Annotated in this window: 11 protein-coding genes; 2 read left to right on the top strand and 9 right to left on the bottom strand. The window is 72.7% G+C overall.

The features are described 5' to 3' along the window. Positions 1-13: 13 nt before the first annotated feature. The 7 genes from ACLQ20_RS10415 to ACLQ20_RS10385 all read right to left on the bottom strand — a co-directional run bounded on the left by ACLQ20_RS10415 (position 14) and on the right by ACLQ20_RS10385 (position 12,426). Positions 14-1,648, bottom strand: a complete 1,635-nt coding sequence (locus ACLQ20_RS10415; protein ID WP_425855178.1) for a fucose isomerase — start codon at positions 1,646-1,648, stop codon at positions 14-16. Continuing rightward, complete coding sequence (locus ACLQ20_RS10410) at positions 1,645-3,177, bottom strand: FGGY-family carbohydrate kinase (RefSeq protein ID WP_358117922.1); 1,533 nt, start codon at positions 3,175-3,177, stop codon at positions 1,645-1,647. The genes ACLQ20_RS10415 and ACLQ20_RS10410 overlap by 4 nt, the downstream gene beginning before the upstream one ends. A 63-nt stretch (positions 3,178-3,240) precedes the next feature. Further along, a complete protein-coding gene (locus ACLQ20_RS10405) occupies positions 3,241-4,242 on the bottom strand; it encodes a substrate-binding domain-containing protein (RefSeq protein WP_151454158.1) in 1,002 nt (333 codons plus the stop codon). Positions 4,243-4,268: 26 nt separating this feature from the next. Further along, positions 4,269-5,351 (bottom strand): ABC transporter permease, encoded by a 1,083-nt coding sequence (locus ACLQ20_RS10400; RefSeq protein WP_425855176.1) that lies wholly within the window; start codon positions 5,349-5,351, stop codon positions 4,269-4,271. Further along, entirely contained in the window at positions 5,348-6,904 is a 1,557-nt protein-coding gene (locus tag ACLQ20_RS10395; protein ID WP_425855175.1) for a sugar ABC transporter ATP-binding protein, read from the bottom strand. Before ACLQ20_RS10395 ends, ACLQ20_RS10400 begins: the two co-directional genes overlap by 4 nt. A 123-nt stretch (positions 6,905-7,027) precedes the next feature. Beyond that, positions 7,028-9,151 (bottom strand): family 43 glycosylhydrolase, encoded by a 2,124-nt coding sequence (locus ACLQ20_RS10390; protein WP_425855173.1) that lies wholly within the window; start codon positions 9,149-9,151, stop codon positions 7,028-7,030. Then, positions 9,151-12,426: a DUF2961 domain-containing protein gene (locus ACLQ20_RS10385; RefSeq protein ID WP_425855171.1), complete on the bottom strand. Its 3,276-nt coding sequence runs from the start codon at positions 12,424-12,426 to the stop codon at positions 9,151-9,153. The genes ACLQ20_RS10390 and ACLQ20_RS10385 overlap by 1 nt, the downstream gene beginning before the upstream one ends. A gap of 295 nt (positions 12,427-12,721) precedes the next feature. Here ACLQ20_RS10385 and ACLQ20_RS10380 point away from each other — a divergent pair, with 295 nt between their 5' ends. Both ACLQ20_RS10380 and ACLQ20_RS10375 read left to right on the top strand, forming a co-directional pair. Beyond that, positions 12,722-14,173: an FG-GAP repeat domain-containing protein gene (locus ACLQ20_RS10380; protein WP_425855170.1), complete on the top strand. Its 1,452-nt coding sequence runs from the start codon at positions 12,722-12,724 to the stop codon at positions 14,171-14,173. 20 nt (positions 14,174-14,193) lie between these two features. Continuing rightward, positions 14,194-16,260 (top strand): N-acetylmuramoyl-L-alanine amidase, encoded by a 2,067-nt coding sequence (locus ACLQ20_RS10375; protein WP_425855169.1) that lies wholly within the window; start codon positions 14,194-14,196, stop codon positions 16,258-16,260. Between the two features lie 141 nt (positions 16,261-16,401). On the opposite strand, the gene ACLQ20_RS10370 is transcribed toward ACLQ20_RS10375, so the two are convergent. Beyond that, the gene (locus tag ACLQ20_RS10370) at positions 16,402-16,749 is read right to left on the bottom strand and encodes a hypothetical protein (protein ID WP_151455689.1); all 348 of its coding nucleotides are present in this window, start codon (positions 16,747-16,749) and stop codon (positions 16,402-16,404) included. A 55-nt stretch (positions 16,750-16,804) separates the two neighbouring features. Next, a complete protein-coding gene (locus tag ACLQ20_RS10365) occupies positions 16,805-17,239 on the bottom strand; it encodes a hypothetical protein (RefSeq protein WP_151455688.1) in 435 nt (144 codons plus the stop codon). Positions 17,240-17,271: the final 32 nt, after the last annotated feature.

The raw sequence follows: 17,271 nt of genomic DNA, 5'->3' as shown, positions 1-17,271 counted from the left end.
CCACCCGGACGGGTCACAGCGCCACGTCGCCGCACAGGTGCACCCGCACCCCCAACGCGTCGAGCATCGCGGCCTTGACCCGCAGGGCACGGTCGGCGGCGTCGGCGTCGTCGGCGTAGACCACGTTGACGTGGTTGGCCTTGTGCCGGGCCATCAACTGGTCGCGGCCCACGCCGTGCAGCACGGCGTGCATGATCGGCCACTGCGGGGTGGTGGCCCGCAGCCGACGCTGCGTCTCGGCGGCCGGCAGCTCGACCACGGTGCCCCGGCCCAGGTCGGCGTGCAGCACCCCGTCCATGATGAAGATCCGCGACCAGACGATCTCGCCCGGCCGGGAGACGCCGCTGAGGGTGCCGCCGCCCAGCGGGAAGTACATCGGCGGCTGCCGCATGCTGTACGACCGGTCGTAGCCGCCGTTGTGGGACGCGGGCACCGAGCCGGAGATCTCGAACACCCAGACGAAGTCCGGCCCGTACGACTCCCCCCAGCGGATGTCGTGCAGGGTGGTGGCCGGGTCCATCCCCATCGCGGTCCAGATCCGGTTGGTGATCAGCGAGTCCACCGCGACGCCCTCGTCGACCTCGTTGAAGTGCGGCAGGGCCTGTCCCGCGTACAGCTCGCGTGTGCCGTCCCGGCTGGTGACCGGCGGCCGGGACACGTCGTTGAGCAGCCCCTCGGCCAGGTCGCTCGCCGGCACCGTGTCCTTGAGCCCCTGCTGGTACTGGATGCCGACCGCGTCCAGGCCGAAGTCGTCGGCTATGCGCAGCGCGGCGACGTACATCTTGAACTGGCTGTGCAGTTGGGCGTCGGTCAGTTCGGTGGCCTCGTCCGTGCCGGTGTGGAAGGTCATCCCGGCGGCGTCGAGCCACGCCCGCACCGCGTGCGCCTCCGCGTCGGACACCCGCGACATCTCCGCCACCAGCGCGCTCTGCGACAGCCGCTCCTTGAAGATGCCGAGCGGGTTGAGCAGCTCGTCGTCGATGATCGCGTTGTACATGCCCATGCAGCCCTCGTCGAAGACGCCGACGACGGCCGGCCGGCGTCGCAGCTGGCGGGCCAGCGCCACGCCGAGCGCGACCTCGGGATCGGGCGGCAACGGCGGCAGGTCCCGCACGTGGCTCTCGTCGTGGACCACCTCGCCGGTCTCCAGCCAGGCCTTCAGCCCGTCGCGCGCCCACTCGTCGGTGAAGTCCTCGCTCCACAGCGCCGAGTACCGCACGCCCGCCTTGGTGAGGCTGCCGGCGAGGTTCAGCAGGCCCACCAGGCCGGGGAACTCCCCGCTCCAGTTCGCCACGAGCAGGATCGGGCCGCGGTGGGCGCGCAGCCCGGCCAGCACGTGGTGGCTGTACTGCCACACCGCCTCCACGACGACGAGCGGGGCGTCGACCGGGATCCCCTGGAAGACCTCGATGCCGGCGCGCTGGCTGTCGATGAAGCCGTGGCCCGCGGCGGCGTCCACCGGATGGGCCCGCCGGGTCTGCCAGCCCAGGGCGGTCACCGCGTCGGCGAGGTCCGCCTCCAGGCGTTGCTGGGTCGGCCAACCGGTGACGTTCGCGGCCGGCCGCAGGTCGCCGCTGGCGACCGTGTAGACCGTCCGGGGGGCGGCGGCCGGCGGGTCGACCAGCACCGGCATGGTGTAGTTGCTCACGGGTTGACTTCCTCCACTGGCTCGTCGGTACCTGGCTGGGGCGGGGTCGCGAGGCGCGTCTGCCGGGCGGCCAACACGTGGGCGACGGATTTCGAGCCGGCGTAGAGCTGCCGGTAGAGCCCGTACAGCTCCGCGTAGTCGGCGGCGAGCGCCGGGCGCGGCTCCCGGACCTCCCGGATCGGGTTCCACCGGTGGATGTCGACCCGCTGCACCGCGCCGGCGGCGAGGAACGCGGCGCCGTAGCTCGCGCCGATGGTGACCGACGGGATGTGCTGTGCCCGGCCGGTGACGTCCGAGACGATCTGCGTCCAGAGGTCGCCCCGGGTGCCGCCGCCCACCGCCACGACGCGGCGGATGTCGCCGCCGGCCGCCTCGATGGTCTCGATGTTGTGGCGCACGGCCAGCCCGGTCGCCTCCAGCGCCGCCCGGTAGATGTCGCCGCGCCCGTGGGAGAGCGTCAGGCCGGCGATGACGCCCCGGGCGTCGGGATCGAGGATGGGGGTGCGCTCGCCGGCGAAGAACGGCAGCATGAGCAGGCCACGCGCGCCCGGCCCGGAGCGCTCGGCCAGGCGCAGCAGCTCGGGGTAGTCGGCGGCGTCGAACAGCTCCCGCAGCCATCCGGTGATCGCCCCGGAGGTCGCCATGCCGCCGGCCAGGTTGCGGGTGCCCGGCAGCGCGCCGACCGTGCCCCACAGCGCCGGGCTGGTCAGCGGGTGCGGCACCGTGTGCACGAGGAACATCGTGGTGCCGTACATGAGCATCAGGTCGCCGACGCCCTGGGCGCCCACGCTGACCGCCTCCGACCAGGCGTCGATCGTCCCGGTCACGACCGGGGTGCCCGGCGGCAGCCCGGTGGTCGCGGCGGCCCCGGCGGTGACCGCACCCGCCACGTCGCCGGGCCACCGCAGCTCGGGCAGCTCCAGCCCCGGGGCGATCTCGTCGGCCCAGGGGCGGTACCAGGTCTGCGCCGCGCTGTCGTACAGCGGCGTGCACTGGCTGGCCGAGTGCTGGTCGAGCAGGTACCGGCCGGTCAGCTGCCAGACCAGCCAGGAGCTCGGCATGAACAGCCGCCGGGCCCGGGCGAACAGCTCCGGCTCGGCGTCGGCGACCCAGGCGACCTTCGCCCCCGCCGCCTGGGTCGACAGCGTCGAGCCACACCGGCGCAGGATCTCGTCCGCGCCGAAGCGCTCGGTCAGCCGGGCGATCTGCGGCGTGGACCGGGTGTCGACGCCGTAGAGGACGGCCGGGCGCAGGGGCGTGCCGGCGGCGTCGGTGAGCAGCACGCACGGCCCCATCCCGCTGACCCCGACCGACACCACGTGGACGTCGCCGGGGGCCAACAGCTCACGGGTGAGGGCGACGAACTCGTCCCACCAGACGCGGCCGTCCATCTCCACCCAGCCGGGTCGCGGCCGGTCCACCCGGTGCTCCCGGACGCGGGAGCGCAGCACGCGCCCGGCCAGGTCGACGAGGACGCCCTTGCTGCTGGACGTGCCGATGTCGACCCCGAGCACCGCGGCCACCGTCATGCCAGGTCTCCTCCGCTCTTCCAGGTCCGGGTCGTGGCCCGCCGGGCCGCGCCGGCCCGGCGGTCAGGCGACGCCACCGAGCTTCGCGTACGTCTCGGCGGCGTTCTCCTTCGTGACGCGCATCGTGTCGAGGGTGGTGGTACGCGGAACGTCCTCGGCGCAGTCGACCAGGATCCGGCGGGCCAGGTCGACGGCCTCCCGGCCACCCGTGGCGTACTGGAAGGTCGCCGCCAGCCGGCCCTGCTCGACGGCCTTGATCCCGCCCGACGGCACCGGCAGGGCGTCGATGCCGGTGAACTTCACCTTCGTGTGCAGCCCGGCCGCCTTCGCGGCCAGGTACGCGCCCTCGGCCATCGGGTCGTTGTGGGCGTACACGGCGGCGGCGTCGGGGTGGGCCTTGAGCAGCGCGTCGGCCACCGACTGGCCCTTCTCCCGCAGCCAGTCCCCCGGCTGGGAGGCGACGACCTCGATCTTCGGGTTGGCCGCGATGCCCTCCCGGAAGCCCTGGGCGCGTTCGGCCGCCGGCGTGGAGCCGGGCAGCCCGGCGATCTCGATGACCTTGCCGCCGGCGGGCAGCAGCGTGGTGGCGTAGAACTCGCCGGCCGCCCTGCCGATGGCGACGTTGTCCCCGCCGATGAAGGCCGTGTACGCCTCGCCCTCCACCTTGCGGTCGAGCACGATCACCGGGACGCCCCGGTCGTACGCCTTGCGCACCACCGCGGTCAGCGGCTTGGCCTCGTTCGGCGAGATGACCAGCAGGTCGATCTTCTGGGTGAGGAAGTTCTCCACGTCGGCGACCTGCTTGCTGTTGTCCTGCGCCGCGTCGGCGACCACCACGGTGAACCCGGGGACGGACTTCGCCGCCGTCTGCACGTCGTTGTTCATGACCTGCCGGTAGGGCTCGGCGTTGTTGGCCTGCGACATGCCGATGAGGAAGTCCTTGCCGGCGCCGCACTTCGCGGCCGTGGCGTCGCCGCCGTCGGACGGCTTCTCCACGCTGCACGCGGTGGAGGTGACGAGCGCGCCGGTGCACAGCAGCGCGAGAAGGACGGTACGGGTGCGCATGATGACGCTCCTTGTTCGGTGGCGGTTCAGACGATGCTGCGGCGGAGCTTCTGCAGCCCGGCGGCGGCCACGATCACCAGTCCCTTGATCAGTAGCTGCACGTTGGCGTCGATGTTGTTGAGCGCGAGGATGTTGTTGAGGATGCCGAGCAGCAGCGCCCCGGCGAGGGTGCCGCCCATCGAGCCGGTGCCCCCGGCGAGGCTGGTGCCGCCGATGACCACGGCGGCGATGGCGTCGAGTTCGTAGCCGGCGCCGTCGTTGGGGCTGCCCTGGTTGAGCTGTCCGGCGTGGATGATGCCGGCCACGGCGGCGAGCAGGCCCGCGATCGCGAAGACCGCGACCTTGACCCGCAGCACGGGCACGCCCGAGAGGCGGGCGGCCTTCTCGTTGCCGCCGATGGCGTAGACGTGGCGGGCGAACGCGGTCTTGCGCAGCACGACGATCGCGGCCACCCCGATGCCGACGAACAGCACGGCCGGGACGGGCAGCACCCCGTTGATCGTGCCGTTGAGGATCTCGAACGCGGGGGGCGCCTCCTGCGGGCCGTCGCCGTAGGCGATCGGGATGCCGAGCCCGCCCGACCAGATCCGGGCGAGGCCGCGCGCGACCTGGAGTCCCGCGAGGGTGACGATGAACGACTGGATGCCGAGCCGGGCTGTCGCGTAGCCCTGCAACGCGCCGAAGAGGGCGCCGATCAGCAGCACGACGGTGACGGCGGGCAGGATGCCGAGCCCGGAGTCGACCATCAGCGTGGCGGTGCCGACGGCGGAGAGGCCGAGGATGGCGCCGACGGAGAGGTCGATGCCGCCGAGCAGGACGACGAACGTCATGCCGATGGCGATGATCCCGATCTCGGACACCGCGCGGACGATGTTGCCGAGGTTCTCCGTGGAGAGGAAGAGGATCTCACCGTCGCGGCGGGGCGAGACGGCGATGGCCAGCACGAACACCAGCAGCAGCGCGAAGAGGCTCTGCACGGCGAAGAGCCGCTCGACGAGGTCGCCCCGGCCGCCGGCCCAACGCCACCGGCCGGCGCCGGCCGCCGGGTCGCCGCCGGCCGGCGCCAATGGCGTGCCGGGCCCCTTGTCCGGTGCGCGCAGGTGGGTCATCGGTCGTCCCCTCCGGCGGCCGTGCCGCCCATGGCCGCGGTCAGGATGTCCTCGCCGGTGCACCCGTCGGCCGCGAGTTCCGCGACGGCCCGTCCGCGCCGCAGGACCACGATCCGGTCGCAGACGCCGGTCAGCTCGGGCAGCTCCGACGAGGCGAGCAGGATGCCCATCCCGTCGTCGGCGAGCCGGCGCAGCAGCCGGTAGATCTCCGCCTTGGCGCCGACGTCGACGCCCCGGGTCGGCTCGTCGAGCAGCAGCAGGCGGGGGCGGGTGAGCAAATGCCGGGCGAAGACGACCTTCTGCTGGTTGCCGCCGGAGAGCGAGCCGACCGGCGCGGCCGCGGACGACGTCTTGATCGCCAGGGCGGCGACCTGCTGGCGCACCGCGTCCCGCTCGCGTCCGGCGCGGACGACCCCGGCGGTGCTGACCCGGCGCAGGGCGGCCAGGACGATGCTGCGGCCGACGGGGTGCTCGAGCACCAGGGCGGAGCGGCGGCGGTCCTCCGGCACGAAGCCGACGCCGGCGCGCAGGGCGGCGCGGGGGCCGCGCGGGGCGTACGGGCGGCCGGCCAGCCGGATCTGGCCGCTGCGGCGACCGGGCGGGCCGGCGCCGTACAGGGTCTCCAGCAGTTCGGTGCGGCCCGCCCCCATCAGGCCGGCCAGGCCGACGATCTCCCCGGCGCGCACGGTCAGGCTGACGCCGGCGGGTTCGCAGCGTCCGGGCCGGGTGCCCCGGGGCCGTACGGCGAGGTCGTCGACCTCCAGCACCGGGGGCCCCGCGGGGCGGGCGGGCCCGGCGGATCCCGCGCTGAACAGCGCCTCGGCGGGGCGGCCGACCATCAGCGTGATGATCCGCTGCCGGTCGGCGCGGTCCGGGCGCAGCGTGCCGGCCACCTCGCCGTTGCGCAGGACGGTGGCCCGGTCGGCGATGTGCTCGATCTCCTCGAGGCGGTGGGAGATGTAGACGACGGCCACGCCGCGCTCGCGCAGCGCGCGGATGGTGGACATCAACCGCCGCACCTCGGCGTCGGCGAGCGCGGCGGTCGGTTCGTCCATGACGAGGACGCGGGCGTCGAGGGAGAGCGCCTTGGCGATCTCGACGAGCTGCTGCTCGCCGACGCGCAGCGAACCGACGGGCCGGCGCGGATCGATCCGGGCGCCGAGCGGGCCCAGCCAGTCCTGGGCGGCGCGGGCCATCGCCCGCCGGTCGAGCGTCCGCAGCCTGGTGCGCGGTTCCCGGCCGAGCACCAGGTTCTCGGCCACGGAGAGCGCCGGCACCAGGTCGAGTTCCTGGTGGATCGTGGCGATGCCGGCGGCCTGGGCGGCTGCCGGGCCGGCGAAGCGCACGGGCTGGCCGCCGATCGAGATCTCCCCGCCGTGGTCGGTGACGACGCCGGACAGGATGTTGATCAGGGTCGACTTCCCGGCCCCGTTCTCCCCCAGCAGGGCGTGGACCTCGCCGGCGCGCAGGGTGAGGTCCACGCCGCGCAGGGCGTGGACGCCGCCGAAGCGCTTGGTGATGCCCGACATGGCGACGGTCACCTGGTCGCTCACGCGGGCCTCCGGGGAGATCGGAAATCGATTTCTGGCAACATAGACGGACGTCGAAGTGATGTCAACGCCCCCGGTGCGGGCCGGGCCGCCACCCCGCCGCCCGACCCGCACCGGCGGCCCCTCTCAGGGCACCGCGTTGACCGCCGCGTGCACGGTCTCGGCGAACGCGGTGTCCCGCCCCACCCCGCTGGCGGCGAACCGCCACGTCCCGCCCGGGTACGACCCCGGCGGCCACGCGGCGCCCCCGTTGCGCCACAGCGGCTGCCAGGACGCCATCGCGTGGCCGGCGTCGTACCAGGTGTTGTCGCCGCGCCACGCCGAGGCCCAGCGGTGGGCGGCCACAAGGGACAGATTCGCGCCGGAGGTCATCGACCACGTCGGCATCCCCGGCACGTCCCCCGTCGGCCGGGCCGCCACGGCGGGATCCCCGACCGCCGGCAGGGCACCGTCGACGTTGAACGCCACCTCCCACACCGGCGCCGTCGTCTGACCGGTCACCGACCAGGTGACGTCGCTCTGCAGCGCCGGCCCGGTCCAGCGGGGCGCCACGGTCAGCAGCCAGTCGGCGGTGACCGGCTCGTCGCCCATCCGCATGCCGACCAGGTTGATCCGGGAACCGTCGGCGGAGACGTCCACCCTTGCCGGCGGGCCCGCCCGGTCCGTGACGTCGAAGCGGCCGACCGCCAGATAGGGACCGGTGCCCCGGTGCGACGAGTCCAACGCCGGCCGGTACGCCCCCGCGCCGGCCGGGTCGACCGCCAGGGACGCGATCCGGGTGTGCGGCCAGGTGCGCACGTCGGCGCGTAGGAAACCGGTGCTCACCTGGTAGCCGCGGGCGACCACCTGGGTGGACCAGGTCAGCGGGGCGAGCCACAGCCCGCCCTGGCCCCAGCCGGCGTGGCTCAGGTACCAGTTCTCCCCGTCGACCACGACCTCGGCGGCGTGCGCGTCGAGCACGGTCACCTTCTCCGCCCCCTCGAAGCGCAGGGGGTCGCGGCTGCGGTAGACGGCGGTGCGCCGGTACGCCGCGCCGTAGTCGGTGCCGTCGCAGCAGACGAAGAGGTACCACCAGTCCCCCCGGCGCACCACGAACGGCGACTCCGTCTGACCGGCGGCCCGGCCGGTGTGCGGCGACGCGTACGCCACACCACGCCCGCTCCACGTCCGCAGGTCGGCGCTGGTGCGGTACGCGACCACGTGGTTGCCGCCCTGCGGATTCGAGGTCGCCGTGTAGTACATGACCCAGCGGTCACCGACCCGGGTCACCATCGGGTCACGCGCCTCCCAGCCGTCGCTGAACAGCGGGTTGGCGGGGCTGCGGGTCCAGGTGAACAGGTCGGTCGAGGTGGCCAGGTGCATCCGGTAGTTCGCGTAGTCGGGGCTGCCGGCCGCGTAGAACATGTAGTAGACGCCCTGGTCGTGGACGACGTGGGGCGCCCAGATCCACTGTTCGCCCCTCGACGGGTCGGCCGTCAGCGCCGGTGGCCGCTTCGTCCACGGCCCGGTGGGCGTGGGCGCCGTGGCGTGGCCGAAGCTCTTCTCGTCCTGCGGCGCGCCGGGCTCGGCGTGGGCGATGGCGAAGGCGTGCCACAGCCCGGTCCGCTGGTCGCGCACGATCGTGTGGTCGTTGTAGTACCACGCCGTCGGCTCCCCCACGCCCGGGTCGTAGACCCGCGTCAGCGGCCCCCGTGCCGGCGTCTCGGCCACCGTCTCGTACGCCGTCGTGGTGACCGCCGCCAGCGGGCCGACGCGGCGCAGGGTGAGCGTGTCCAGGCCCGCGAAGAACCCCGTCGAGGAGGCGGAGCGGCCGGTCACCGTCACCGTCAGCCGGTGGCTGCCGGCGGCGAGCGAGGCCGATCCCAGCGGTACGGCCTCGACGCGCCGCACGGTCGGGGCGTAGCCGTCGAAGAGCTGACCGACGGCCACCCCGTCGACGGCGAAGCGCAGGGTGCCGTAGTCGGCGGCGCGGGTGAGCACGGCGCCGATGTCGTACTGCCCGGCCGGCACCGGCGGCAGCGACACGGTGACCGAGTCCCCCGCCCGGGCGGCACGCAGCCAGAGTTGGCGGCCCGCCGACCAGGCGATCCCGCAGCAGTTGGCCTGCGCCTCGACCGGGGCGGTCGACGAGAGCACCGTCAGCGACTCCGCCTCGGCCCGTACGACGTCCTCGGCGGCGGCCGGCGTGGCCGGGACGGCCAGCAGGGCGGCGCCGAGCAGGAGCACCGCGAGCATCCGGGGCGCGCGCATCACGACACGCTCGGGCGGGGCAGGTCGGTGCCGGGCGCGAACTGGTCGTGCCACCTGACGCCCGGGCCGAAGCCGCCGCCGGTCGACAGCGCCACGTACGTGTCCGCACCGGTTCCCCGCGTGTACGTCACGAGGTCCGCCCTTCCGTCGCCGTTGAAGTCGCCGATGCCGGGCAGTTCGTCGCCCACCGCGAACCAGTCGTGCCACCTGCCGGCCTGCGCGCCGAAGCGCGTGCCGTCGGAGAGCGCCACGAACACGTCGCCGGTGGTCCCCCGGGTGAACGTCACCACGTCGTCACGCCCGTCGCCGTCGACGTCGCCCAGCGCCGGCAGCTGGTCGCCGAGCGCGAGCGAGTCGTGCCACTTCCAGCCGTCCTCGACGAACCGCGTCCCGTCGGAGCGGGAGACGAACACGTCGCCGGTGGCGCCCCGGGTGAACGTCACGATGTCGTCGCGCCCGTCGCCGTCGACGTCGCCCACCGCCGGCAGCTCGTCGCCGAGCGCGAAGTGGTCGTGCCACTTGACGCCGGGGCCGAAGCCGCTGCCGGTCGACAGCGCCACGTACACGTCGGCGGCGGCGCCCCGGGTGAAGGTGATGATGTCGGTGCGCCCGTCGCCGTTGACGTCGCCGACGGCGGGAATCTCCGTACCCGTGGCGAAGAAGTCGTGCCACTTGGCCCCGGCGGCGTACGTCGTGCCGGTGGAGAGCCCCACGTAGACGTCGGCGCTGTCGCCCCGGGTGAAGGTGATGACGTCGGCCCGACCGTCGCCGTCGACGTCGCCGGTGAACGGGAGCTCCTCGCCGACGGCGAAGAAGTCGTTCCACCTCCGGCCGTCCGGCACGAACCGGGTGCCGTCCGACACCGACGTGGTCACGTCGGCGGTGGCGCCCCGGGTGAACGCCACGGCGTCGTCGCGGCGGTCGCCGTTGGCGTCGCTGGTGTTGCGGGTGCGGGTGGTGGCCGACACCTCGGCCGAGGGCGCGGAGGCGTTGCCGGCGCCGTCGACCGCGACGACCCGGTAGTGGCGGGTCTGTCCGGCCGGCAGCGGGCCGTGCCGGAAGGTGGTCGTCCGGGTCGTGCCGACCAGGTTGGCGGGGGTGGTCGCGACGTTGGGATTGCGCGAGGCGTAGACCCGGTAGCCGGCGACGCCCACGTCGTCCGGCGACGCCGACCAGGACAGGCCGAGGGCGTGCACCCGACCGCCGGCCAGGCCGAGCCCGGTGACCGCGCCCGGCCCGGTGACGTCGAGGAACGGGGGAACCATGCTGTCGGCCTCGTAGCGGGCCGCCGTCCAGGCCGGTGCGCCGGCCGCCGGGGTGAGGGTGATGGTGACCGTCGCGCGGCCGGCGGTCAGCGCGGCCGGGAGGACGAACTCGTCGGCCAGCCAGCGCTGCCGGTCGTTGCCCAGCGGTTGCCGCCACACGCCGGCCGGGCGGCCGTCGACCGACACGGCGACCTGCTGGTACGCGCCGGCCTGGTCGCCGTGCCGGCGCAGCCGTACGCCCTGGTTGGCGGGGTCCACGGCGAGCCGGAAGCTGGCGGCGCCGCCGGTGGCGCGCACCTGGCCCGCGACGGGAGCGTTGTCGTCGTCGCCCTCGTACGCGGCGGTCAGCGGGTACTGGGTTCCGGAGTCGGTGTAGGCGTGCCCGGCGCGGCTGGCGGCGTCGCCGGTGACCAGCGTGTCGGTGCGGCGCAGGGCGACGGTCGGCTGGGTGTAGAGGAAGGCGGTCGAGGCGTAGTTCGCCGGCATGTCGTTGGCGGGGCCGTGCTCGATGCCGAAACGGAGCCCCGTGGCGTAGGGCACCGCGTCGCCGATCATCAGCCGGTACATGGCGTCGCACTCGTCGGCACAGCCGCCGGAGCGCAGCAGGTGGGCGGTGTTGCCGGTGAAGACGCCGCTGTACTCGCCGCGGTTGAAGTACCAACCGGACTCGTAGAAGTCCTCGGTGCCGGTGCCGTAGATCTGCGGCGTGGGCGAGCCGTCGACGTGGACGCGTTCGTCGCCCTCCAGGTAGTTGCGGGTGTTGCCGCCGATGATGTGGCCGCGGGCGGTCTGGGACACGCCGACGAACCGTCCCCGGCCGGCCTGGTCGGCGACGATCCAGTCGCCGCCCCCGACCGTCTCCGCGCGGCGCGACTGGGTGGTGAAGTAGCCGGCGGCGCCGTCGGGGGCGAGGGCGCCGGTCCAGGCGGTGCCCGGCGCGGTGGTCACCTCCGCCTGGACGCCGGCGACGGGGGCGCCGGTGGTGTTGGCGACCGAGATCGTCGCGGTCGAGCGGAAGGGCATCGGCCACCAGGCGCTGTACCAGCCGCCGGGTGCGGAGTCCATGGCGAACATCAGCGAGCGTACGGAGCGCTCCCCGAGTCCGGCGCCGAAGAACTCGCCCACCGGGCTGTCGACCGTGGCGCGCCCGTCGAAGGCGATCCGCAGCCGCAGGCCCGACAGCGTCGAGGCGGTGGCCGCCGCGTCGGGCAGCCGCAGCCGCAGCGCCGTGACCGCGGCGGGGCCGGTGAGCGTGGCGAGTGTCGCCTGCCCGCCCGCCGGGACGTCGACCCGGGCGGTCCTGGTGCTCGCGCCGGGCTGGCTCGGCTTCGGGTCGCGTTGGCCGGCGGCGCGCAGCCTGTCCACCACGTCGGTGGCGGGGTCGGTGGGGTCGAACGTGGACACCCCGACCGCGTCGGCGAACGTGCGGTAGGTGACGTGGTGGAAGAGCGGGTTGGACTGGGTGGTGATCCGCATGGACTCGCGGTAGGGCATGGGGACCTTGACGGTGACCCCGCCGGAGGTCTGGTCGGCGTTGGTGACCAGCGGGAACACGAACGGGTGGCCGAGGCCACCGTCGACGAGGCGCTGGAGGCTGGTGTCGACCACCGTGACGCCGTCGAGTTCGACGCGGATCCAGCCGGTGGCGCTGACGTTGCCGTCGTCGCGGGTGAACCAGATCGACTGCACCTCGCCGGCTCCGCGGTCCTCGGCAATGACGCAGCCGCCGGCCTGGCGAAGGCACGAGTAGGTGCCGACGAAGCCGTCGTCGTTGGAGCCGTCCCGGGCGAAGCTGGAGAACTGCCGGGTGCGGCTGCCGGCCGCCAGCTCGGGCAGCCGGTCGAGGCGGCGGTAGACGTCCCAGCCGACCGGGCCCTTGTCGTCGACGACGGCGAGCGCCCCGGCACCGCGCGGGACCGGGGCGGGCTCGGCGGCGTGCGCCGCCGCCGGGGGGATCATGGTCGCCAGCGCCGCGGCCAGAGCCAGCCAGCGGCGGAGGTGGGGCTTCATGGATGTCCCTCCAGGATGACCGTCGGAGCCGCGAGAAATCGATTGCTCGGGAGTTAACCGGGGGGCATCGCGAGATGTCAATACTTTACCGCCACCGCTCAGTTGCCGAAGGAAGATTCCAGGACGCATTGACAGCCGTCGGGGTCCTGGCGATACTCCTCGGCAATCGATTTCCCACCGACGGGGAGGTGTCGACGCGGCGACGCACCCGTCAGCCCGGGCGGCCCTCCTGGCGGCAGCGCGCCTCCGTGGCGGAACCGCTCGCCGCACCGCTGACACCCCTCAGAGGAGCATCGTGAGACGTACTCCCCTCGCCCTGCTGGTCGGCCTCTGCACCGCGCTGGCGTCGGTCGTGGCGACCGCGCCGGCGCAGGCCGACGCCCCGATCGGCACGCTGGCCTGTACCTCGATCCCCGCCAACCACGACCCCGCGATCAGCGTGATCGTCTACCGGGTCGCCCGCGCCCACAACGTCAACGACAAGGTCATGCTCTCCGCGTTCGAGGCCGGCTGGGTCGAGTCGCACATGAACAACCTGCCGTGCGGCGACAAGTCCTCGCTCGGGGTGTTCCAGCAACGGTGGGACTACGGCTGGGGCACGCCGGAGCAGATCATGGACCCGGTCTACGCCAGCACGCAGTACGTCACCCGCGCGATCGTCTGCGACCGCAACAACCCCCGCTACACCGCCGGCCAGGTCGCCCAGTGCGTGCAGCGCTCCGGCTTCCCCGACCGCTACGACCAGGTGGCGACGAAGGCGCGGACCCTGCTCGACGAGGCGGCACGGACCCACGCCATCGCTGGCGGATCCGCCACCGACGTCAGCGGCGACGGACGCGACGACATCGTCAGCTTCACCCAGAACGCGCTCGCCGACGTCTACGTCAGCACCTCCACGGGCGCGGGCTTCGCCGGGACCTCGGTGAAGTGGAACGACTTCTTCTCCATCGGCGGCGAGACCGCCTCGACCGGCGACGTCGACGGCGACGGACGCGACGACGTCGTCACCTTCGCGCACGGCAACACCGGCGACGTGTACGTGGCGTTGTCGAACGGCACCAGCTTCGGCGGCGGCCAGAAGTGGCACGAGTGGTTCGCCCCCGGCGCGGAGATCGGCGCGGTCGGCGACGTCAACGGCGACGGCCGCGCCGATATCGTCGCCTTCACCCACAACGCGGCCGGCGACGTCTACGTGGCGCTGTCCACCGGGTCCTCGTTCGCCGGCACCGCCGTGAAGTGGCACGAGTACTTCTCCATCGCCGGCGAGTACCCCGCCCTGGGCGACGTCAACGGCGACGGCCGCGACGACATCATCACCTTCACCCAGGGCCCCGCCACCGCCTCCGACGTCATCGTCGCCCTCTCCACCGGCAGCGCCTTCGGCGCGCCCCAGAAGTGGCACGACCTCTTCGCCGTCGGCGCCGAACTCCCCCGCGTCGGCGACATCAACGGCGACGGACGCGACGACATCGTCACCTTCACCTGCAACACCAACGCCGACGTCTACGCCGCCACCTCCACCGGCACGTCATTCGCCGGCACCACCGTCAAGTGGCACGACTTCTTCTGCCTCGCCGGCGAGTTCCCCTACCTCGCCGACGTCAACGGCGACGGCAAGGACGACATCGTCGTCTTCACCAAGGGCACCACCAACGACGTCCACGTCGCGCTCTCCACCGGCACCACCTTCGGCGCCAGCGCCAAGTGGCACGACTTCTTCGGCCTGAACGGCGAGACCACCCTGTGAACCGCGGACGGGAGACCACCATGAGACCCGACAGACTCTCCTGGCGCGGGGGTGCCGCCGTCGTCCTCGCGGCGGCGCTGCTGAGCCCCGTCGCGCCGGCCGCCGCCGCGCCGGCCAGGCCCGCCGGTCCGCTCGACACGGCCTTCACGCGAGCGGCCGGCGAGTTCGACGTACCCAGGGACCTGCTGGTCGCCGTCGGCTACGGCGAGACCCGGCTCGACGGACACGAGGGGCAGCCCAGCCAGGCCAACGGCTACGGCGTCATGCACCTGGTCAGCAACCCCCGCCAGCGCACGCTGGAACGGGCGGCCGCACTGACCGGGCAACCGGTGGCCGCCCTGAAGTCGGTGACCTCGGCCAACATCAGGGGCGGCGCGGCCCTCCTGCGGGACATCGCCGACGCCGAGCGGCTCACGGCCGCCGACCGGGACCGGATCTCCGCCTGGTACCCGGTGGTCGCGCGGTACGCGCACGCCGCCGACGACGCAACGGCCCGCCTGTACGCCGACCACGTCTACGACCTCCTGCGGGCCGGCATCACCGCGCCCTCCGCGCGGGTCACGCCCCAGCGGGTGCAGCCGGAACTCGGCCGGTACGCCCGCGTCGCCCCCGCCGGGGTGGCGGCACCGGGTGCCCTCGCCGCGGCAGTGCCGGAGTACGCGCCCGCCCGGTGGATCTCGGCGTACGGCGGCAACTACGCGGCGGGTCGCTCCTCGCGGATCACCACTGTCGTGGTGCACGTGACCCAGGGCTCGTACGCCGGCACGGTGAGCTGGTTCCAGAACCCGTCGGCGGGAGTGAGCGCCCACTACGTGGTGAAGTCGAGCAACGGCGAGATCACCCAGATGGTGCGCGAGGGCGACACCGCCTACCACGCGCGGTCGGCCAACCCGTACTCGGTGGGCATCGAGCACGAGGGCTTCGTCGACAACCCGAGCTGGTTCACCGAGTCCATGTACCGCTCGTCTGCCGCGCTGACCCGCTATCTCTGCGACAAGTACGGCCTGCCGAAGAACCGCACCGCGATCAAGGGGCACCACGAGCTGCCGGGCAACGACCACACCGACCCGGGTCCGCACTGGAACTGGAACCACTACATCTCCCTGGTCAACGCGGGTGGCGGGTCCGGTGGCCGGTATCTGGCGGGTTCGCCCACCGACTTCACCGGCGACGGCCGCGACGACATCGTCACCTTCACCCAGGGCACCCTCAACGACGTCTACGTCTCCACCTCCACCGGCACCAACTTCGCCGGCACCTCCAACAAATGGAACGACTTCTTCGGCCTCAACGGCGAAACCCTGCTCACCGGAGACTTCAACGGCGACAACCGCGACGACATCGTCACCTTCACCCACGGCACCCTCGCCGACGTCCACGTCTCACTCTCCACCGGCACCACCTTCAGCCCCAGCACCAAATGGCACGACTGGTTCGCCCCCCACAACGAAGTCGCCGCAGTCGGCGACGTCAATGGCGACGGCAAAGACGACATCATCACCTTCACCCACGACACCAACGCCGACGTCTACGTCGCCCTCTCCACCGGATCATCGTTCACCGGCACCGCCATCAAATGGCACGAATACTTCTCCATCGCCGGCGAACACCCCGCCCTCGGCGACGTCAACGGCGACGGCAAAGACGACATCATCACCTTCACCCAAGGCCCCGCCACCGCCTCCGACGTCATCGTCGCCCTCTCCACCGGCACCACCTTCGGCCCACCCCAAAAATGGCACGACCTCTTCGCCGTCGGCACCGAACAACCCCGCGTCGGCGACATCAACGGCGACGGACGCGACGACATCGTCACCTTCACCTGCAACACCAACGCCGACGTCTACGCCGCCACCTCCACCGGCACCACCTTCACCGGCACCACCGTCAAATGGCACGACTTCTTCTGCCTCACCGGCGAATTCCCCTACCTCGCCGACGTCAACGGCGACAACAAAGACGACATCATCGTCTTCACCAAAGGCACCACCAACGACGTCTACGTAGGACTCTCCACCGGCACCACCTTCAACCCCAGCACCAAATGGCACGACTTCTTCGGCCTCAACGGCGAAACCACCCTGTGAGGGTGGCTCGAATTCCTACGTAGCGGGTCCGGGGCAGGAGGCGCCGAGTCTCGGACGACCGTGAATCGGCGGTGGTGCGCAGACTGAACGAGGCGAGGGCCTCCCGAGGCGACGTCGCCTCGGGAGGCCCCGCGCTGCGGATCAGATGCCGCACGAGACCCTGGCACCCCCACCGGAGAGCAGGTCGCTTCGGGACCAGCCCGACACGCCGGTCGCGCGGTTGTGCAGGTAGGTCCAGCGGGCGCCGTCGTGCCCGGTCCGCCAGCAGCGGAACGTCGCGGTCTGGCCGGGCTGACCCTGGCCGCGCGAGGTGCAGTCGGAGCCGGGCCCGGTGCGGATGTTGATGCCGGTCCCGGCGAACGTGCCGTTGACCTGCGGCTCGAAGCTGGCGATCCCCTGCGGGCAGGACGCTTGGGCCGGAGCGGCCACCGCCAGCACGGCGGCGCTGCCCAGCATGACGGCGGCGATCGAGATGCGTGCGAGTCTCATGCGGATCTCCCTTGACGACGTGACGGAACGGTCAGCTCCGCCGGTGGATGCGGGATCAGAAGTGGGGATCGAGACCGCTACCCCAGGTGTACGAACCGGTGGCGGACAGCTGGAAGTCACATTGGATGTGGTACGACCAGCCGCCGTCCTCCTCCGTGAGATAGCTGTGGTGCCGGTAGGTTCCGACGCTGGGAACGCCGGGCCAGAGCTGGTCCGTCCAGGTGTACGTGCCGGGCAGGATGCGGCCGGTGTAGGTCTGGCACGGTGCCGATGTGGGGAACGTCCACCAGCCGTAGGTGCCGTCCCGCAACGTGATCTCGCGGCTGACCGATGCGATCGGCATCCCGCTGTTCGGCCTGGCTTCCAGGCGTTGGTTCTTCTGGTTGTAGGCCACGTCGGCGGCCTGCGCCGTGCCGGACACGACCGGCAGCATGGCGAGGGCCAGGACCACGGCGGTGACCCGGCAAAGTTTCCTTGCCCACAAGCGCATGATTTCCCTTCTCAGTGCTGTCGCTTCGGATG

Source organism: Micromonospora sp. DT46, from assembly GCF_049841735.1.
Classification (GTDB): Bacteria; Actinomycetota; Actinomycetes; order Mycobacteriales; family Micromonosporaceae; genus Micromonospora; species Micromonospora reichwaldensis.
Note: the sequence above shows the minus strand (reverse complement) of the source record. Positions and strands in the feature narration are given on the sequence as shown.